Below are 16,918 nucleotides of genomic sequence, written 5' to 3'. Positions count from 1 at the left end.
CCGGGTTCTGCGCTGGTTCGTACGCGGATCAGGACGTGCCTCCGGTGAGCCCACCGGAGTCGGTCGCGTCGGTCGCGGAGGAGGGGGCACCGGGCGCGGAGTCGCTGAGGCCGGGGTCGACCGAGGAGGAGCCGCTCGCCCCCGGCGCGCCGCTGTCCGTCGGCTCGATGGGGGACGGGGCGGTCGAGACGGACTCCGAGGGGGTCGCCGCATCGCTCGTCGGCGTGTTCGGCGCGGTGGTGTCCGAGACGGGCGGCGAGTCCGTGCCGTCGGTCGTCGGTGTCGTGTTCGTCGTCGATGGCGTCGTGCCGGCTCCGGTGCTGGACTCGCCCGGACCGGTGCTCGACGCGCCGGGACTGGTAGCGGATTCATCCGGTCCGGTGCTGGACTCGCCCGGTCCGGTGCTGGAGTCGCCCGGTCCGGTGCTGGAGTCGTCGGGTCCGGTGCTCGACTCGTCCGGACCCGTGGTCACGCCGCCGGAATCCTGCGGAGTGCTCTGCCCGCCGTCGTCGGACTGCACGAACAGCGTCACGGAGGCGCCCCACTCCAGCGTGCTGCCCTGGACAGGCTCTGAGGCAGTGACCTGGGCGTCGTCCGGCGGCAGGGAGTCGCCGTCGTACGCCAAGGCCAGCCCGGCGTCGGTGAGGTGCTGCGCCGCCTGGGCGAACGTCATGCCGGTGACGGTCGGCACGGTCTGTTCCGCGTGCGGGTCGAAGGACGTGTCGTCACCGTCGGCGCCCAGCTCGCGGGCGATCCCGCGATCGGGGTCGTTGACGTCGATGAGCTGCAGCCGGTCGATCTCGGGGTTCCCGGGCGGCGTCTCGACGATCACGATGTGGTCCTGCTGATATCCGGACCACTTCTTGTTTCCGTCCTTGAACTGCACCGAGGTCTTTTTGATGTTCACCTCGGAAGGACGCAGCGGATTCCCGCAGGAGCACTTCACGGCGGGCAGCCCCTGCTTATCGACCAGAATCGCGATTCCCGCCTGCAGTAACGCGTCGAAAGGGACGGCCTTGCCGTGCTTGTACTCGTGATTCGTCACCAGAGTGTCGTGACGCAACACGACAGGTGTGAGTTGATCAATGTAATGCGGGATCTCGGCGGTGCCGATATGCAGGACTCGCGCCCATTCCCGCGCCTTCGCGGAGTTCTCGGGAGCGGTGAGGAATTTCTTCAGCTTTGCCACGACGCAGGTGCCCGGCTTGGTCGATCCGCCGAACTCACCGGTGGCCCCACCGCCAACATCCTGTCCTGGCGAACCGTTGTCCGCGCCCGTGCCGCCGCCCGCCCCGTTCCCGCCCGTCCCGTCTCCGCCGGTGCCGTCCCCGCCCGTCTCGTTTCCGCCCGGGCTGTTCCCGCCGCCCGGTGTGCCCCCGTACAGCCCCGGACTGTTGCTGGCCTGTACCCCGCCGGCCGGTCGTGCCTCGGGGACGTGGGTGTCCCTGCCGAGCTTGCCGTCCTCCTTGAAGAAGGGATCGGCCTGCGAAATTCCTGCGGCCACGGCACGCACGACGAACAATTGATCGGATTTGCTGCACCCGCTGACTATCAGCACGGAAACCAGCAGTAGAGCGATCCTGCGGGCTGCCGATATCCCAGCCCTTTGCATGGACGCACGAAATGTCATGACCGCTCCCCCTGCGGTTTCCCCCGTGGACCCCGCGCACCGGAAGACCGGACGCGGGGGCTTCACATTCCATGCTACTGAATGGAAACGGCTTTCACGCAACGTGAAGAGAAAAGTTAATTCAGCGACCGCGTGCGTTGAGTGAGGCCAGATAGGCGTTGTACGCCTCGAGTTCCTTGTCGCCGTCGCGGTCCGCCGCCCGGTCCGCGCGCTTGGCCTGCCGCTGCTCGGAGCCGTACCACTGGAACAGCAGCGCGATCAGTACGAGGACGGAGGGGATCTCGCTGAACGCCCAGGCGATACCGCCCGCCGCGTTCTGGTCGGCGAGTGCGTCGATGCCGAGCGAGGCGGGGGGGTTCTTGTACGTCTCGACCATCGGAGAGGACGCCATCATCAGTGCGATGCCGAAGAACGCGTGGAACGGCATGCCCGCGAACAGCTCCAGCATCCGCATGAGATAGCCGGGGCGGTGCGGGCCCGGGTCGACGCCCATGATCGGCCAGAAGAAGACCAGGCCGACCGCGAGGAAGTGACACATCATCGCGATGTGGCCGGCCTTGGAGCCCATCAGGAAGTCGAAGATCGGCGAGAAGTACAACGCGTACAGGCTCGCGATGAACAGCGGAATGGTGAACGCGGGGTGCGTGATGATCCGCATGTACCGGCTGTGCAGGAACATCAGCAGCAGCTCACGCGGTCCCTTGTTGCCCCGCTTCGCCGCGACCGGCAGCGCGCGCAGCGCCAGTGTGATCGGCGCCCCGAGCAGGATCAGGATCGGTGACAGCATGCTGATCACCATGTGCTGGACCATGTGCACGCTGAACATGACCATGCCGTAGTCGTTCAGCTTGGTGCACATCACGGACATCACGGTCAGTACACCGACGACGAAGGCGGCGGTTCGGCCCCACGACCACTTGTCGCCGCGCCGCTTGAGCCGCACGACCCCCCAGCTGTACAGGCCGAGCCCCATCAGGCAGGCGACGAGGAAGAACGGGTCCGTGGACCATTCGAGCCCCCGCCCCAGCGTGAACGGCGGCAGATCCATGGTCATGCCGTGCCCGCTGTGATCCATCGGCCGGCTCCTGATTCGTACGGGTTGTGCTGTCTGTCCGCACCAGACTAGGACCGACCCCGGTCACTGTTGTGACCGGGGTCGGTACCAGCGCCTCTGACAGGGCGCGGGGCTGTGACCGCCTGCGGCTCCGCCGCGTGGGCGCGATCAGCCACGACGAACCCGCAACCCGCCGAACCTCTAGAGCACGCACTCCGCTTCGGCGTACCGCTCGTCGGGAACCGTCTTGAGGGTCTCCACGGCCTCGGCGAGCGACACCATGACGATGTCGGTCCCGCGCAAGGCGGTCATCCGGCCGAACTCCCCACGGTGCACCGCCTCCACCGCGTGCCAGCCGAACCGCGTCGCGAGGACACGGTCGTACGCGGTCGGCGTGCCGCCCCGCTGCACGTGCCCGAGGATCACCGGACGGGCCTCCTTGCCGAGCCGCTCCTCCAGCTCCAGCGAGAGCTGCCGGGCGATCCCGGCGAAGCGCTCGTGCCCGTAGATGTCCTTGCCGCCCTCGTCGAACTCCATCGTGCCCGCGCGAGGCTTGGCGCCCTCGGCGGCCACGACGATGGCGAACCGCTTGCCCGCCTCGAAGCGCTCGCCGACCTTGGCGGCCAACTCCTCGATGTCGAAGGGGCGTTCCGGTACGACGATGGCGTGGGCGCCGGCCGCCATGCCGGAGTGCAGCGCGATCCAGCCGGTGTGGCGGCCCATGACCTCCACGATCAGGACACGCTGGTGGGACTCGGCGGTGGTTTTCAGCCGGTCCAGTGCCTCGGTCGCGACGCCGACGGCCGTGTCGAAGCCGAAGGTGACGTCCGTGACGGCGATGTCGTTGTCGATGGTCTTCGGAACGCCGACGATGGGCAGCCCGCTGTCGCTGAGCAGCCGGGCCGCCTTGAGGGTGCCCTCGCCGCCGATCGGGATGATCGCGTCGAGGCCCAGTTCCGCGACATGGCCCTTGGCCCGCTCCACGCCGTCACGCAGATGTGCCGGCTGGACCCGGGAGGAGCCGAGCATGGTGCCGCCGCGAGCCAGGATGCCGCTCACCGCGTCGAGGTCGAGCTTGAGGTAGTCGCACTCCAGGAGGCCCTTCCAGCCGTCCCGGAAGCCGATGACCTCGTCGCCGTGGTCGACGACGGCACGGTGCACGACGGACCGGATGACGGCGTTCAGGCCGGGGCAGTCGCCGCCGGACGTGAGGACACCAATGCGCATAGCCCGAAATACCTTCTCAACGTGGGCCGGAGACCGGACCACGCTGTCCGGCTGGACCCCGCCACCCTACCGGCGGCAGGGGGCGGGTCCGCATCGTGCGTCCGCCTGCTGGACGCGCCCGCACACGTGAGCGGAGGCCTTGTCAGACGGGCTCCCGCCGGTGTCCCGCGGAACCGTTTCTCGAGCGGACCGCGCGGGTCTCCAGCCGGTCCGGCAGGCTGCTGTCCAGCTGCGTTCACGCAGGCTGCTGTGCAGACGCGATGCGCTCGTTGCGCAGCGCCTCGTACCACCGGTCGTCGATCGGCGGCAGCGCATTCACGTCGAGCGCCAGCTTCAGCAGCAGGTCGGCGATCTGCGGGTTGCGGGCGAGGACGGGGCCGTGCATGTACGTGCCGAAGACCGTGTCGTTGTACGCGCCCTCGGTGCCGTCACCCGTGCCGTTGCCCTTGCCGAGCCGCACGTTCGCGAACGGGCGGGCGGTAGGGCCGAGGTGGGTCACACCCTGGTGGTTCTCGAAGCCGGTCAGCTGGGGCAGGCCCAGGCGCGGGTCGATGTCCGCGAGGACGTCGCCGACGCACCGCTCGCCTTCCCCGCGCACCGAGACCACGTCGAGCAGGCCGAGACCCGGCTCGCGCTGGCCGAGGTCGTTGACGAACTCGTGGCCGAGGATCTGGTAGCCGGCGCAGACCGAGAAGACGATCGCGCCGTTGCCGACCGCGCGGTGCAGACCGCCGTCGCGGCGCAGGCGCTCCGCGGCGAGCCGCTGCGGCCGGTCCTCGCCGCCGCCGATCAGATAGATGTCGCCCGAGGTCGGGATCGGCTGGTCGCTGCGCACGTCGAGGCGGGCCACGTCGAGGCCGCGCTGACGGGCCCGGCGCTCCACGACGAGCGCGTTGCCCTGGTCGCCGTAGGTGCTCAGCAGGTCCGGGTAGATCCACACCAGACGCAGGCTGTTGTCACTCATCTTCTTCGTCCTCCGTGGCTCAGTTGCCGACACGACGCCGCAGATCCTGGAAAGCGGTGTAGTTCGCGATGACCTCGATGCGTCCCGGCGGTGCCATCTGCACGGCCTGGTCGAGGTTCTCGCAGACCTGGAAGTGCTGGTTGGCGACTTCCAGGCGCACGGCCAGGTCCAGCTTCCGGTCGCCGAGAACGAAGATCGGGTGCCCGGTCAGACGCGTGTAGTCGACGTCCCACAGCCAGGAGGTGTCCGTGCCGTCGGCGCCGCGCGCGTTCACGGACAGGATGACCGGGGTCGGCGGCGGGTCGATCAGGGAGAACGTCTCCAGCCAGCCCGCGGGGTTCTTGGCGAGCAGCAGCCGCAGGTCGCGCTGCATGAACTGCACCACGTCGTAGCGCCCGGCCACGGCCTGCACCTGGTACATGCGCTCCAGGGCGACCTGCGGGGGAACTCCGAAGACCGCGGCGACGGCGGCCGACGAGGCGGCGTTCGCCTTGTTGGCGCGGCCCGGCAGCTGCAGATGGATCGGCCAGGCCGAGCCGTGCGGGTCGAGGACGTGGTCGCCGGACAGCGCCCAGGTCGGCGTCGGCCGGCGGAAGCCGCACTCGCCGCAGAACCAGTCGTCGCCGGGGCGCTGCATCACACCGCCGCAGGACGGGCAGGACCAGGCGTCGTCCTTCCACATCTGACCGGCCGCCACCCACATGACGTTCGGTGAGGAGGACGCGGCCCACACGACCAGCGGGTCGTCGGCGTTGGCCACCACGACGGCCTTGGAACCGGCCAGGCCCTCGCGCCAGTGCTCGGCCATCATCCGGGTCTCGGCGGCCCGGTCGAGCTGGTCGCGGGAGAGGTTGAGCAGTGCGATGCACTTGGGGTCGGTGTCGCGCGCGACACCGGAGAGGTACTTCTCGTCGACCTCTATGACCGCGTACTTGGCGTCCGAACCGCCCGCGAGCGCCGAGGTGATACCGGCCGGCATGTTCGCACCCAGGGCGTTCGACACGACCGGGCCCGCGGCACGCAGCGCCTCCGCGATCAGCCGGGTGGTGGTGGTCTTGCCGTTGGTGGCCGAGACCAGGATCACGTCCAGGTGTGTGGCCAGCCGGGCCAGCAGGTCGGGGTCGAGCTTGAGTGCCACCCGGCCGCCGATCACCGATCCGCTGCCGCGTCCGGCGGCACGCGAGACGGCCGCTGCCGCCTTGCCCGCCGTCACGGCCAGCTTGGCCCGCGGCGTCAGCGGGTCCGAGTTGCCTGACATCGTTTCTCGATCCTCCTTGCGTACGCGCCGCGCCCCTGCCCCCGGCACCGTGTGGGCCTCAGCCTATCGAGATCCACTCACGCGCCCGAATCGCGGCACCACCACGGCGCCCGCGCGACATGCGCGCGCCATCAAGGACCGTACCCTTGCCGCCATGCGACACGGCTCCATCCCGGGCACCCACGGGCGCGTCCGGCCCCTTACGCTGCTCGGCGACCCCGTCCTGCACACACCGTGTGAAGACGTCACCGAGTTCGGCCCCCAACTCGCGCAACTCGTCGAGGACATGTTCGCGACGATGTACGCCGCACAGGGCGTTGGCCTCGCGGCCAACCAGGTCGGTGAGTCGCTGCGGGTGTTCGTGTACGACTGCCCCGACGACGAGGATGTCCGCCACATGGGACATGTGGTGAACCCACGCCTTGTCGAGGCGGACGGTGTGGTGCTCCGGGGCCCGGAGGGTTGCTTGTCGCTGCCGGGTCTGGAGGCGGGGACCGAGCGGTACGACCACGCGGTCGTCGAGGGGTTCACCGTGAGCGGCCGGCCGGTGAGCGTGCACGGCACCGGCTGGTTCGCGCGGTGCCTGCAGCACGAGTGCGATCACCTTGACGGCGGGGTGTACGTGGACCGGCTCACCGGGTGGCGGCGTCGGCGGATCATGCGCCGGGCGGCGCGGGCGTCCTGGAGCCGCTGAGTTCTGTCGGCCGGCCGGGGGGCCGGCCATGGCTGGTCGCGCCCACGCGGCGGAGCCGCGCAATGTCACAGCCCGGCGCCCCGTGCCGGGCTCAGAACCCAGGACCGCCGATCTTGTCCCCCGCCGCAGCAAGGCGGCCCCAGAGCAGGTCGGCCAGACTCCGCACCAACTCGGCCCGGGAACACGGCCGTTCCCCGAGCCACCAGTCCCCGGCGGCATGCATCATGCCGACGATCCCGTGGCCCCACACCCGGGCGAGCTGCTGGCTGCCGGGGCCGAGGTCGACGCGCTCCTCGATGACCTCGGCGAGCTCCTCGCCCATGCGGCGCAGCAACGGCGCGGAGTGCTTGCCCACGTCGAAACCCTGGTCGCCCGGCTGGCCGCCCTCCGCCGGATGCATGAGGAATCGGTAGACCTGTGGGCGTGCCTCAATGGCCGCCAAATAGGTGTCGAGTGTCGACTCGACCCGCTCCCGGCGCTCGGCCGGCGCGTCCAGTGCCGCCCGCAGCGCTCCGAGGAGGGCGTCGGTGTGCCGCTTGGCGAGCGCGGCGTAGAGTCCGCCCTTGTCGCCGAAGTGGCGGTACAGGATCGGCTTGGTGATGCCTGCCTCGGCGGCGATGGCGTTCATCGATGCCCCGGGGCCGTCGCGGAGCACCACCCGGTCGGCGGCTTCCAGCAGCTCGCGCCGGCGGCGGTCGGCGGACCTCTGCTGATCGGTCCGCTGTGTGGTGTCCATGTGCTCTCCCCACCCGTGGTGATTCGGTGACGCCTGCGCAAACTAACACTCGTCGGCGTATGGGTATCGAACGGGCTACCGAGCGTGGCTCGGGAGTTGACTTTTCCTACTGGTCAGTAACACACTCCAGTTACCGCAAGTAACACTTTAGTGCAGCGCTGGAGGGGACATGGCCGAGTTCACCATGGAGCTCAACGACGAACAGAAGGAGGTCCGGGACTGGCTGCACGGCTTCGCCGCCGATGTGATCCGCCCCGCGGCCGCCGAATGGGACGAGCGCGAAGAAACTCCCTGGCCGGTCATTCAGGAGGCCGCGAAGGTCGGCATCTACTCCCTCGACTTCTACGCCCAGCAGTACTTCGACCCCACCGGCCTCGGCATACCGATGGCCATGGAGGAGCTGTTCTGGGGCGACGCGGGCATCGCCCTCTCCATCGTCGGCACCGGCCTCGCCGCCGTGGGCGTCCTCGCCAACGGCACCGAGGAGCAGATCGGCACCTGGATTCCCCAGATGTACGGCGACACCAACGATGTCAAGGTCGCGGCCTTCTGCTCCTCCGAGCCCGACGCCGGCTCGGACGTCGCCTCGATGCGGACGCGCGCCGTCTACGACGAGGCCAAGGACGAGTGGGTCCTCAACGGCACCAAGACCTGGGCGACCAACGGCGGCATCGCCAACGTCCACGTCGTCGTCGCGGTCGTCGACCCCGAGCTGGGCTCCAAGGGGCACGCCTCCTTCATCGTCCCGCCGAACACACCGGGCCTCTCCCAGGGGCAGAAGTTCAAGAAGCACGGCATCCGGGCCTCGCACACCGCCGAGGTCGTCCTGGAGAACGTCCGTATCCCCGGCTCCTGCCTCCTCGGCGGCAAGGAGAAGCTCGACGACCGCCTGGCCCGCGCCCGTGAGCGCGCCAAGACAGGCGGAGAGCGCGTGAAGAACGCCGCGATGGCGACGTTCGAGGCGAGCCGCCCGGCCGTGGGTGCCATGGCGGTGGGTACCGCTCGGGCCGCGTACGAGGTGGCCCTCGACTACGCGAAGACGCGTGAGCAGTTCGGGCGGCCGATCATCGACAACCAGGGGGTTGCCTTCCAGCTCGCCGACATGCGGACGTCGATCGACGCGGCGCGGTTGCTGGTGTGGCGCGCCTCCTGGATGGCGATCAACGGCAAGCCGTTCACCGCGGCCGAGGGGTCCATGTCGAAGTTGTTCGCCAGCGAGTCCGCGAAGAAGGTGACCGCGCAGGCGATCCAGATCCTGGGCGGCAATGGCTACACCCGGGAGTACCCGGTCGAGCGGATGCACCGGGACGCGGCCATCTACACGATCTTCGAGGGTACGAGTGAGGTCCAGCGTCTGGTGATTGCCCGCACGCTGTCCGGGATGCCGATCCGCTAGATACGTCACGGCAGCGGAACGCGCATAGATCGACTCGCACAAGAAGGCCCCCTCGACTTCACGAGGGGGCTTCTCCTGTCTGCCCAAATCAAGATCCATCTGGAATTGGGAGACAACTGGGAGATCGTTTCTCACGGCGGGCCTCAAGTGGGGGATAGGGGCCGAACTCGCGGCGATCCACGACGCTCCTCAACGAGCCCTCCCACAACCCCTGGAGGTACTCGGCAATCGCCAACTCCATCGCCAACGTCACATGCGAGTACGTGCCCTCGACGCCCTGGAGCACATGCCCCATCCGCGCCTCAACAGCAACTCTAGGATGATTCCCCTCATCCAGCCAGACCTTGTGAGAATGCCTCAGCCCATGCGGCGTCAGGCCCTCCACGCCCACAACAGGGCGCACACCGACCCGCTCCCTCGCACCGCGCACCACACCACGGGGCGCCCGGCCAGACACCATCGGCTGCCACGTGTCCGTGTACCAGTCCCCACCCCGCAGCAGCCGGCCACCCTTCGGAGCGGTAAAGACCCACTCGCTGTCCGGCCGGGAGTCCATCAGCTCCTGCAGGAGCTCGGCGAGGAACGCCGGGAGGATGAGCCCGCGGCCCGAGTCGTACTTGTTGTCGATCTCCGTGAACACGCCTCCGACGTACTGGCTCTGCTGCACCGAGTGCAGGCGAGCCCCCTCGCCGCGGTCCTTCAGCGCCAGCTGGTCGCGGTGCACGCCGGCCAACTCACCGATACGCAGGCCCGTGTAGGCGGACGCGAGGACGATGGCGTGCTCGTTCAGACCCCGCATCTCCAGCGCATTGCGGGCTATCAGCAGCGCCTGCCGAGGCGTCGCAATGACCTTCTCGTCCTTCGGCTTGGGCTGGTACCTGCCGCGCCGGCCTGACTTGCGGGTCGCGACGGGGTTGTCACCGCGGAGCTTTTCGGTGACCGCGTCGTCGAGCAAGGTACGGAAGACGCTCATCACGGCGTCCGCATAGTTCTTCGACAGCTCCTTGCGGAGCTTCTTCTCCCAGGTGACGATCGCCGTGGGCGACAGATCGCCGACCGCGACGTCTCCCCACTCGGGGAGGATCTGGTTCTTCAGCCGGAGCCGATACTCCTTCTCACTGAGCGGGCCCACGTCGATGGACGGCAGCCAGGCTTCAGCCCACTCGGCAACGGTGATACGCCCGTCCCTGGGGTTGACGAACTGCTTGCGGCGCACGTCGACTTCGAGTCCGTGCGCGTACTGCTCGGCAGCCCGCTCGGTGTAGAACGGCTGGCCGTTGTTGTCCCGGGAGACAGAGCCCCACTTGCCGTTGGGCAGCTTGTACCGGCCGCGGTAGCGCCACTTGCGGGCTCGCTTGTCGTAGGTGCGTTTCTCGGCGTGCGCCATCGTTCACCTCGCGGAGGCGTTGAAAGGAGCGGAGACGGCAACGCCGGTGGGGGAACGGCGAGGTCGACCCGTGCCCATTGTCAACCAGTGATCGCCCGCAAGGCGCGGTGCACGAAGGAATGGTCGAGGCGCTGCCAGCCGACGGCATGGCGCCGGAGGACTGCCTGAAGGTGCTTCGCGCCCCGATCCGTTATCAGCGCACGGTCGACGTAGATCGTGAACTCGCCCTCGCTGTCGTCAAGCCAGATCTCGACGCCGTAAGGCATACCCGAGACAGGTAGAACCCGCACAGACATAGGTCCCCCAAGACCACCGCGGGCGGCCCCCATTGTGGTATTCGCACATGACACCACACTGCCGGATGGTGGGGGAGGGGTTGACAGCAATCAGTGTGCAGGCGGTTACGACCCGTTGGCTGCCTGAGGTTCGTCACCTTCCCCGTCGGGCAGACGTCGCAGCTTGCGCTCGGCCTGCCGCCAGGCGAGGAGTGCTTCCTGGATCTGCTCGGGCGTGGCATCGGGACGACCGTGGACGACGACGGTCATGCGCGCGCCATCGGCGCCGGGCAGTTGGATGACAGTGGAATCGAGCAGGGGATCGTCGCTCTCCAGCTCGTCGACGATCCGCAGCGGGAGTTTGCGGCGCAGCGCCCCCTCGGCGGCTGCGGCATCGTCTGGCGCCTCGGCGGTTGCAGGTGTGGGCTCGCCGCCATCGAGGATGGCGCGGCCCGAGCCTGCCGCCCAGCCGAGATGCGGCTCGATCTTGGCGAGGGTCTGCGGCATGCGGTTGCGCGCCTTGCCGCTCTCAAGGTTCTGGACGCTCCCCTCGCTGATGTCAGCCAGTTGCGCGAGGTCGACCTGGGAGAGCCCGCGCGCTTCGCGGGCTGACCTGATGGCCTCCGCGAGCTCAGCCCAGCGCAGTGTGGTCCGGTCCTCTGTCATGGCTTTCATCATGCCGCACGGTTTGGCAACACGCACCCACCGAATCCCCCAATTGACCAGGATTGATCGGTCTTAGCGGCTCAAATTTGTTGCCTCGTTAGCACTTCGTTGCGCTTGCGTCCCGTGTGCGCCCCCATGCGCTCCGCGCATCTATGGCCACAGGTTTCGGCACTCGACCCAGATCTACACCCAAGGAACCCAGAAAAACACCCAAGGAAACCGGCGATACGCCTTGCGCGGATCCACTCGTTGCGCCTACGTTGAGTCCTGTGAGACCCAACGGAGCCGCAATGAAAGCCATCCGCGAGGCACGGGGGATCGGCCTGAGGCGGCTCGCCGAAGCCATCGGCATCGACCCCGGCTACCTCTCCCGCATCGAAAACGGCCAACAGGGAGCAGGCAACGGAACCCTCCACCGCTACGCCGAAGAGCTCAACGTGCCCATCAAGGCCATAACCCACGAGGAGACACCCCGTGACCAGGAATGACCTGGCTCCCCCCACCGAAACCACTCTGATCCTGCGCCTGACGGAGATCAAGGCAGCCGTCGAGCGCCTCGCCGCAGCCCCCTCCGCCGCCGAGCTGGAGCTCACGGCGTTCACGCCGGCCAAGGCTGCGGAGCTGCTCGGCAAGACCGAGAACTGGGTCGTCGAGGCCATCCAGGCCGATCGCATCCCCCACACCTACATCGGCAAGTCGCCGCGCATGACGGCCAACCACATCCGCTGGGTTCTGGCCAACGGCGAGCGCATGCCCAACAAGTACGCCAAGCCCATCGCCGCCTAAACGGCCGCGACCCCAACCGTCGGAGTCCAGTCCGGCAGCCGGGGTCACCGCGGCTCACGCCGCGCGATCCACCTCTCACCATCCCAACAGAGACGAGGCGAACCGTGCCTTCATCATCCACTACTCCAGCCCCAGGAACCATGACGGTCCGGGTCTGCGACCGCGGCTCCGGCCGCGACTACGTCGGCGTCACGATCCGCACGATCACGATCTCCGACCGCTGCGCGCAGTGCGACGGACCGCGCGGCGTCGACACGATCCGCAACCACAACTTCCACGAGGACGGCGACTGGCTGTCCGTGGACACCTGGAAGAACCCCTGCGGCCACGTCGACATGTACTCCGCCGTGCTCGCCGAGGCCCGCAAGCGCGCCGAGCTCCTCGAACTGCACGAGTGGGATGAGCTGCTCTTCGGCGGCTTCTACTGCATGTACTGCACGCCCGGCGACGCGGACGACCCGGAGCAGAACGTGTATTGGCCGTGCCCGCCACTGCGTTCGGCTGGCGTCACGGACGAGGAAGCGGTCGCGCTTATCACGGCGGAGCGAGCCGCAATCGAAGCCGAGCACCGCGCCAAGGCCGAAGGCGGTGCGGTATGAAGTGCGGCGAGCTGAAGCCCGGTGACTCGTGGCGTGAGTGCGACCAGAAGCTGAAGCACTCGGGCCCGCACCGCTACCTCAATGAGTCCTGGCCGCGTGTAGTCCCGAATGAGCCCAACCCTGATGTCGAGGCGCTGCTGGACCGGACGAAGGCCGCCCGGTCGTGGGGCCTTGATGAGCGCCGCTACCCGATCATCGTCATCGAGACCGTCACCCGCCTCATGTGGGTGGACGCCGACGACGAAGACGATGCGCTCTCGCTCTACGCGGACGACTACAGCGACATCGACCTGGACGGGACTGAAGTCCTCGACGGCGAGCTGGAGTTCCGCCGCCTCGACGACATCGAACGCATCAACCTCCAGCGAACCTCGCCGATCGGACCGGTCATCGCCTGCCCTGAGTGCGGCGACGTGGCCATGACTCGGCGCTGGTACCACAACCCGCTGCGGAAGTGTCACGGCCCGATCGAGTGGACCGAAACCCGTGCACCGAACCCGCAGTACCGGTGGCGTCGCAAGTTCCAGGCAACCCCGATCGGTGGCATCCGAGAGGCGGTGGCCGCGTGAACGCCGACCAGTTCAACGCCGCGTACCCGGTGGGTACTCCGGTGCTGGCGTATCCGTTCGTGCGGCCGGAGCACCCGGTCGCGGTCCGGTACCGCGAGGCTGTCGAGGCGGGCCGTGCCGCACGGAGCGAGAAGGACCCGTGCATGCGGCTCGTGACCGTCACCCGCACACCCGCGTGGGAGCTGGGCCACGGTGAGCCCGTCGTGTCCGTCGACGGCTACGCGGGCGGCATCTGCCTCACCCACATCGACGTGATCGAGGACGCGGTCCAGCCGATCACCGACACCGCCACTGCTGTCCGCGAGCTGGGCGCCCTGCCGATGCCGACGGGTGGTGCGCTGATGAACTCCACCGTCATCCCGCTCCCGTCTTCCTGGGCGTGCGCCTACGGGGCCACGGACGACGAACCGTTCTGCACCGAAGTCGGCGACGAGCATGTCTGCCCGACGATCCGCGTCCATCGCGACGACACCGAACAGTTCGCCGCGCTGGTGGCCCGGGTGCACGAGCTGGAGTCGCAGGTCGAGAAGGTCGAGGGGCAGCGCCCGAATCGCTACCGCGCAACCCCCGCCGAGGTCGACTGGTTCCTGCGGAAGGTCCTCACCGAGGAGACGCTCCTCAACTACCAGCGGGCCATCGGTAACCGGGCCGTCGAGGAGGCCGCCGAGGACATCCGGCAGGAGACCGCGCGGCTGAAGGCGCACGGCGTCCTGGAGCCCGACAAGGACTGGGCAGCCGCAACGGCCGCCGACTGGATCGACACCTCGAAGGACGGCGGCCACTACCCGTCGCAGCTCCTCTGCGCGAAGCACGACGGCTTCAACCCCTGCCCCGGCGCTCCGCGTTGCACGCCGCGCGACGACGAGGAGGCGGCCCGATGACCGCCCGCATTCCGCTGGTTTCGGCTCCAGCCTCGGCGCTTGCCGCTGCCCTCGCCGAACTCCGAGCCGTCCCGGTAACCGCGAGCCCCGTCGTGGACGCGCCGACCGAACCGGAGGGCTGCTGCACGGGTGACCGGCGCGGCTACCAGTGGCACCAGCGCACCGGGAACCTCCCCGCCTGCCAGGCGTCCGCCGAGGCCGCCGCCGCCTATATGCGGGAGTACGCCGCACGTGCCGTCGGTACGCCGCGCAAGCAGCGAGAGCGGGGCAAGTCGCTTGCGGACCACGAGCACGGCCACCCCCGCACCTATGCCAAGGGATGCCGTTGCGACGCCTGCAGGGCCGCGAACGCGCAGCGCTGCGCAAGCCAGCGTGCTGCCCGCGCGCAGGATTCGACGTCAGCGGACCGGGCTGGTCACGGCAAGGCGTCGACGTACAAGAACCACGGTTGCCGGTGCACCGCCTGTTCCAAGGCCAACACCGCGGCGGTGACCGACTTCAAGCGTCGCAAGCGCGCACTGGTTGAGGCGGTGGCCCGATGACCCGCCCAATCCGCGACCTGGACGTGCCGCTGCCCGAGGTGGAGCTGCAGATCGCCGAGCTCCGCGCCCATGCCGTGAAGCACCTCGCCGACCGCGGCCAGACCCCGACCGGCGCCCACTGGGACCAGTGGCACGAGTTCCTCGACATCGACCCCGACCTCCGGGGCCGCGACTACACCCCGCAGCCCAAGGGGGCGAAGTGACCGCTCTATGCCTGACCGACATGACGACCAGCTTCCGCGCACTGGAGACGCTGGCCGAGGAGTACCCGCAGCTGCCGACCGCCACGTTCCACCTTCGCGGCGTCACGCTCGCTGCCGAGCAGGTCATCGACGTCCAACTGCACAACCAGCCGGACGGGTTCGCCGCCTGGTGTGAGGCGTTCGAGATCGACACCACGCTGCTGGAGACCCGCGAGTCCGGCTTCCTCTACTTCACGCGGGCTGTCGTCCGGTACGCGGGCGTCACCTTCGTCATCGTCCTCGACCACCGCGACCGCCAGTGGCGGACTGCACCCCTGGCGGTGGCCGCGTGAGCGCCGCACCCCGACCGCTCGCCGATGCCGCCGAGGAAGCCCTGGTCCGCCTCGACCAGGAGTTCCAGCGCCGCGCTCTGGGCGCCAGGCCGTGGACGGTCGGCGACTACTACGAGCGAGTCGAACGCGTCCACGCCCAGTTCACGGTCTGCCGCGAAAGCCAGCGGCGACAGCAGCAGGCGGCGGCGTGATGGGCGCCGAACTGAAGGGCGACGCACTCGCCGTCTCGGACATCGACCCGAAGCTGCTACGCCGGGCCGCGGTCCGTGTGGCCGACCAGATCGCCGTCGAGCACCCGCACGAGCTGGACGAGCTCATGCCGAAGCTCGCCGGCCGCCAGTTGGCGAAGGACCCGGCGATCGCGGCCGGGCTGCTGGAACTCATCGACGCGCTCGGCCTGCGGCGCGGCCTCGCCGAGATCGAACTCCTGCAGACCCGCGAAGTCCACCTCGAAGCGGAGCTCGCCATCCGCACCGACCTGAACCAGCGCCTGAAAGGAGGCCGGTCGTGATCTACGTCGGCATCGTCCTCGCGACCGGCACCCCGTTCCTCCTCCTCTTCGGCGAGCGCATCGCTGACCGCATCCGAGCCCGCCAGGGGGACCAGTGACCATCACCGCCTATCTGCCCCGCCTCGGACTCTTCGACCGGCCCGCCCGCAAGCCCCGGCACCGCGCCGTCGACGAGGTGGAGCGGCTCAACCAGGAGAAAGAACGGCTCCGCCTGAACCTGGGATGGGCCGACGCGTTGATCGCGACCCAACGCGTCCAACTCGACGACGCCGACCGGAAACTCGCAGGCGAGCGGCAGCGCCGGAAGATCGCCGAGAGGCAGCGGGACCAGGCCGAAGCCGTCATCCGACTCCGCGACCAACGCATCGCCGACCTCGAACACCGCCTCGAAATCTGGGGCCTCGCCGAAGCCGCCGCCGCACAGACGCAGGAAATCCCCATCCCGGTCATCACACCCGTGCTGCCGCTCCACCAAGCGCCGATGGCCAAGACCGAGCCGGCCACCTGACTCGCCGGGCCGCCAGATGGCCAACGGCTGGCGGACCCGGCGCCCAACGCAAGAACCCCCGAGCGACGGAACCGCCCGGGGATCAAACCCAGCATCCCAGGAGAACGCGTGAACATCGAAATCAAGGTCGACGACATCACCCTCTCGACGGTTGTTGCGGAGGTCGTCGACTTCGACGAGGACGGCGACCTCGTCTCGTCCGGCAAGGAGAACACTGTCGCCCACCTGGTTGCCGAGCAGATCGTCGCCCGGCTGGTGCGCGACGACCGCTACCCGCGGCTGCGCGACAAGGTCACCGAGATCCGCGACGAGGAGATCCGGGCCGCAATCCGCCCGTCCATCGTCGAAGCCGTCAACCGGCCGATCAAGAAGACCAACGGCTACGGCGAGGCGACCGGCCAGGTGACCACCCTGTCCGAGGTCATCGTCGACGAGGCCCGCAAGTACATGAAGGAGCCCGCCGACAAGTACCGGCGTGAGAACGGCACCGTCCTCCAGCAACTGGTCCGGTCCGCCGTGAAGGAAGCGTTCGAGACGGAGATCGCCGACGCGGTGAAGCAGGCCCGCGACATGGTCGCCGCCGAGCTCGGCGACACCGTCAGCACCCAGATCGCAGGCGCCGTCAAGGCCGGACTCAAGGCCAAGTAGTCGCCTGATCCACAACCGAAGACCGGCCGTGTCGAGTTCCCCCAACTCCGCG

General features: G+C 68.7%; 23 protein-coding genes. 14 read left to right on the top strand and 9 right to left on the bottom strand.

The window, feature by feature from the left end:
- Positions 1-28 precede the first annotated feature (28 nt).
- From ACIBK0_RS27995 to ACIBK0_RS27975, 5 genes are all read right to left on the bottom strand, one after another.
- Positions 29-1,504: a DUF6777 domain-containing protein gene (locus tag ACIBK0_RS27995; protein ID WP_399085666.1), complete on the bottom strand. Its 1,476-nt coding sequence runs from the start codon at positions 1,502-1,504 to the stop codon at positions 29-31.
- 247 nt (positions 1,505-1,751) lie between these two features.
- Positions 1,752-2,705, bottom strand: coding sequence for a cytochrome c oxidase assembly protein (locus ACIBK0_RS27990; RefSeq protein ID WP_399085663.1), 954 nt, complete (start codon positions 2,703-2,705; stop codon positions 1,752-1,754).
- A 180-nt stretch (positions 2,706-2,885) separates the two neighbouring features.
- Positions 2,886-3,911, bottom strand: a complete 1,026-nt coding sequence (locus tag ACIBK0_RS27985; RefSeq protein ID WP_399085660.1) for a 6-phosphofructokinase — start codon at positions 3,909-3,911, stop codon at positions 2,886-2,888.
- A gap of 235 nt (positions 3,912-4,146) precedes the next feature.
- On the bottom strand, positions 4,147-4,875 hold the full coding sequence (locus ACIBK0_RS27980) for a type 1 glutamine amidotransferase (protein ID WP_399085657.1): 729 nt from the start codon (positions 4,873-4,875) through the stop codon (positions 4,147-4,149).
- Positions 4,876-4,894: 19 nt separating this feature from the next.
- The gene (locus ACIBK0_RS27975) at positions 4,895-6,133 is read right to left on the bottom strand and encodes a MurT ligase domain-containing protein (protein ID WP_399085654.1); all 1,239 of its coding nucleotides are present in this window, start codon (positions 6,131-6,133) and stop codon (positions 4,895-4,897) included.
- Positions 6,134-6,287: 154 nt separating this feature from the next.
- Between ACIBK0_RS27975 and def the strand changes: the two genes are divergently transcribed.
- Positions 6,288-6,827, top strand: a complete 540-nt coding sequence (gene def, locus ACIBK0_RS27970; protein ID WP_399085651.1) for a peptide deformylase — start codon at positions 6,288-6,290, stop codon at positions 6,825-6,827.
- A gap of 91 nt (positions 6,828-6,918) precedes the next feature.
- Here the strand turns inward: def and ACIBK0_RS27965 are convergent, their stop codons facing one another.
- Positions 6,919-7,563 (bottom strand): TetR family transcriptional regulator, encoded by a 645-nt coding sequence (locus ACIBK0_RS27965; RefSeq protein ID WP_369244910.1) that lies wholly within the window; start codon positions 7,561-7,563, stop codon positions 6,919-6,921.
- 169 nt (positions 7,564-7,732) lie between these two features.
- Here ACIBK0_RS27965 and ACIBK0_RS27960 point away from each other — a divergent pair, with 169 nt between their 5' ends.
- A complete protein-coding gene (locus ACIBK0_RS27960) occupies positions 7,733-8,959 on the top strand; it encodes an acyl-CoA dehydrogenase family protein (RefSeq protein ID WP_399085647.1) in 1,227 nt (408 codons plus the stop codon).
- 88 nt (positions 8,960-9,047) lie between these two features.
- Here the strand turns inward: ACIBK0_RS27960 and ACIBK0_RS27955 are convergent, their stop codons facing one another.
- From ACIBK0_RS27955 to ACIBK0_RS27945, 3 genes are all read right to left on the bottom strand, one after another.
- Positions 9,048-10,346 carry a tyrosine-type recombinase/integrase gene (locus ACIBK0_RS27955; RefSeq protein ID WP_399085644.1) on the bottom strand — a complete coding sequence of 433 codons (1,299 nt, stop codon included), beginning with the start codon at positions 10,344-10,346 and terminating at the stop codon, positions 9,048-9,050.
- An 80-nt stretch (positions 10,347-10,426) separates the two neighbouring features.
- The gene (locus tag ACIBK0_RS27950; RefSeq protein WP_399085641.1) at positions 10,427-10,612 is read right to left on the bottom strand and encodes a hypothetical protein; all 186 of its coding nucleotides are present in this window, start codon (positions 10,610-10,612) and stop codon (positions 10,427-10,429) included.
- A gap of 135 nt (positions 10,613-10,747) precedes the next feature.
- Positions 10,748-11,299, bottom strand: a complete 552-nt coding sequence (locus ACIBK0_RS27945; protein ID WP_399085638.1) for a multiprotein-bridging factor 1 family protein — start codon at positions 11,297-11,299, stop codon at positions 10,748-10,750.
- A 278-nt stretch (positions 11,300-11,577) separates the two neighbouring features.
- On the opposite strand from ACIBK0_RS27945, the gene ACIBK0_RS27940 reads away from it, so the two are divergent.
- The 12 genes from ACIBK0_RS27940 (at position 11,578) to ACIBK0_RS27885 (ending at position 16,866) form a co-directional block, all read left to right on the top strand.
- Positions 11,578-11,775, top strand: coding sequence for a helix-turn-helix domain-containing protein (locus tag ACIBK0_RS27940; RefSeq protein ID WP_399085635.1), 198 nt, complete (start codon positions 11,578-11,580; stop codon positions 11,773-11,775).
- Entirely contained in the window at positions 11,762-12,073 is a 312-nt protein-coding gene (locus ACIBK0_RS27935; protein ID WP_399085632.1) for a hypothetical protein, read from the top strand. Before ACIBK0_RS27940 ends, ACIBK0_RS27935 begins: the two co-directional genes overlap by 14 nt.
- 140 nt (positions 12,074-12,213) lie before the next feature.
- The gene (locus ACIBK0_RS27930) at positions 12,214-12,672 is read left to right on the top strand and encodes a hypothetical protein (RefSeq protein WP_399085629.1); all 459 of its coding nucleotides are present in this window, start codon (positions 12,214-12,216) and stop codon (positions 12,670-12,672) included.
- Positions 12,669-13,241, top strand: coding sequence for a hypothetical protein (locus ACIBK0_RS27925; RefSeq protein ID WP_399085625.1), 573 nt, complete (start codon positions 12,669-12,671; stop codon positions 13,239-13,241). Before ACIBK0_RS27930 ends, ACIBK0_RS27925 begins: the two co-directional genes overlap by 4 nt.
- Entirely contained in the window at positions 13,238-14,122 is an 885-nt protein-coding gene (locus tag ACIBK0_RS27920; RefSeq protein WP_399085622.1) for a hypothetical protein, read from the top strand. The genes ACIBK0_RS27925 and ACIBK0_RS27920 overlap by 4 nt, the downstream gene beginning before the upstream one ends.
- Positions 14,119-14,664: a hypothetical protein gene (locus ACIBK0_RS27915; protein ID WP_399085619.1), complete on the top strand. Its 546-nt coding sequence runs from the start codon at positions 14,119-14,121 to the stop codon at positions 14,662-14,664. The genes ACIBK0_RS27920 and ACIBK0_RS27915 overlap by 4 nt, the downstream gene beginning before the upstream one ends.
- Complete coding sequence (locus ACIBK0_RS27910; RefSeq protein WP_399085616.1) at positions 14,661-14,867, top strand: hypothetical protein; 207 nt, start codon at positions 14,661-14,663, stop codon at positions 14,865-14,867. The genes ACIBK0_RS27915 and ACIBK0_RS27910 overlap by 4 nt, the downstream gene beginning before the upstream one ends.
- Entirely contained in the window at positions 14,864-15,199 is a 336-nt protein-coding gene (locus ACIBK0_RS27905; RefSeq protein WP_399085613.1) for a hypothetical protein, read from the top strand. The genes ACIBK0_RS27910 and ACIBK0_RS27905 overlap by 4 nt, the downstream gene beginning before the upstream one ends.
- Entirely contained in the window at positions 15,196-15,390 is a 195-nt protein-coding gene (locus tag ACIBK0_RS27900) for a hypothetical protein (RefSeq protein ID WP_399085610.1), read from the top strand. Before ACIBK0_RS27905 ends, ACIBK0_RS27900 begins: the two co-directional genes overlap by 4 nt.
- The gene (locus tag ACIBK0_RS27895; RefSeq protein ID WP_399085607.1) at positions 15,390-15,710 is read left to right on the top strand and encodes a hypothetical protein; all 321 of its coding nucleotides are present in this window, start codon (positions 15,390-15,392) and stop codon (positions 15,708-15,710) included. The genes ACIBK0_RS27900 and ACIBK0_RS27895 overlap by 1 nt, the downstream gene beginning before the upstream one ends.
- Positions 15,711-15,804: 94 nt before the next feature.
- Positions 15,805-16,218 carry a hypothetical protein gene (locus ACIBK0_RS27890; protein ID WP_399085604.1) on the top strand — a complete coding sequence of 138 codons (414 nt, stop codon included), beginning with the start codon at positions 15,805-15,807 and terminating at the stop codon, positions 16,216-16,218.
- A 108-nt stretch (positions 16,219-16,326) separates the two neighbouring features.
- Positions 16,327-16,866, top strand: coding sequence for a hypothetical protein (locus tag ACIBK0_RS27885; protein ID WP_399085601.1), 540 nt, complete (start codon positions 16,327-16,329; stop codon positions 16,864-16,866).
- Positions 16,867-16,918: the final 52 nt, after the last annotated feature.

The organism is Streptomyces sp. NPDC050564, from assembly GCF_044457265.1.
GTDB lineage: Bacteria > Actinomycetota > Actinomycetes > Streptomycetales > Streptomycetaceae > Streptomyces.
This window is presented reverse-complemented; position numbering and strand designations above follow the sequence as displayed.

Excerpts from the sequence above, each read along its gene's own strand:
- ACIBK0_RS27925 (WP_399085625.1), top strand. The coding sequence starts at position 12,669 with ATGAAGTGCGGCGAGCTGAAGCCCGGTGACTCGTGGCGTGAGTGCGAC.
- ACIBK0_RS27945 (WP_399085638.1), bottom strand. The coding sequence starts at position 11,299 with ATGATGAAAGCCATGACAGAGGACCGGACCACACTGCGCTGGGCTGAG.
- ACIBK0_RS27965 (WP_369244910.1), bottom strand. The coding sequence starts at position 7,563 with ATGGACACCACACAGCGGACCGATCAGCAGAGGTCCGCCGACCGCCGC.
- ACIBK0_RS27915 (WP_399085619.1), top strand. The coding sequence starts at position 14,119 with ATGACCGCCCGCATTCCGCTGGTTTCGGCTCCAGCCTCGGCGCTTGCC.
- ACIBK0_RS27955 (WP_399085644.1), bottom strand. The coding sequence starts at position 10,346 with ATGGCGCACGCCGAGAAACGCACCTACGACAAGCGAGCCCGCAAGTGG.
- ACIBK0_RS27940 (WP_399085635.1), top strand. The coding sequence starts at position 11,578 with ATGAAAGCCATCCGCGAGGCACGGGGGATCGGCCTGAGGCGGCTCGCC.
- def (WP_399085651.1), top strand. The coding sequence starts at position 6,288 with ATGCGACACGGCTCCATCCCGGGCACCCACGGGCGCGTCCGGCCCCTT.
- ACIBK0_RS27980 (WP_399085657.1), bottom strand. The coding sequence starts at position 4,875 with ATGAGTGACAACAGCCTGCGTCTGGTGTGGATCTACCCGGACCTGCTG.
- ACIBK0_RS27985 (WP_399085660.1), bottom strand. The coding sequence starts at position 3,911 with ATGCGCATTGGTGTCCTCACGTCCGGCGGCGACTGCCCCGGCCTGAAC.
- ACIBK0_RS27960 (WP_399085647.1), top strand. The coding sequence starts at position 7,733 with ATGGCCGAGTTCACCATGGAGCTCAACGACGAACAGAAGGAGGTCCGG.
- ACIBK0_RS27975 (WP_399085654.1), bottom strand. The coding sequence starts at position 6,133 with ATGTCAGGCAACTCGGACCCGCTGACGCCGCGGGCCAAGCTGGCCGTG.
- ACIBK0_RS27990 (WP_399085663.1), bottom strand. The coding sequence starts at position 2,705 with ATGGATCACAGCGGGCACGGCATGACCATGGATCTGCCGCCGTTCACG.
- ACIBK0_RS27910 (WP_399085616.1), top strand. The coding sequence starts at position 14,661 with ATGACCCGCCCAATCCGCGACCTGGACGTGCCGCTGCCCGAGGTGGAG.
- ACIBK0_RS27950 (WP_399085641.1), bottom strand. The coding sequence starts at position 10,612 with ATGCCTTACGGCGTCGAGATCTGGCTTGACGACAGCGAGGGCGAGTTC.
- ACIBK0_RS27895 (WP_399085607.1), top strand. The coding sequence starts at position 15,390 with ATGGGCGCCGAACTGAAGGGCGACGCACTCGCCGTCTCGGACATCGAC.
- ACIBK0_RS27930 (WP_399085629.1), top strand. The coding sequence starts at position 12,214 with ATGACGGTCCGGGTCTGCGACCGCGGCTCCGGCCGCGACTACGTCGGC.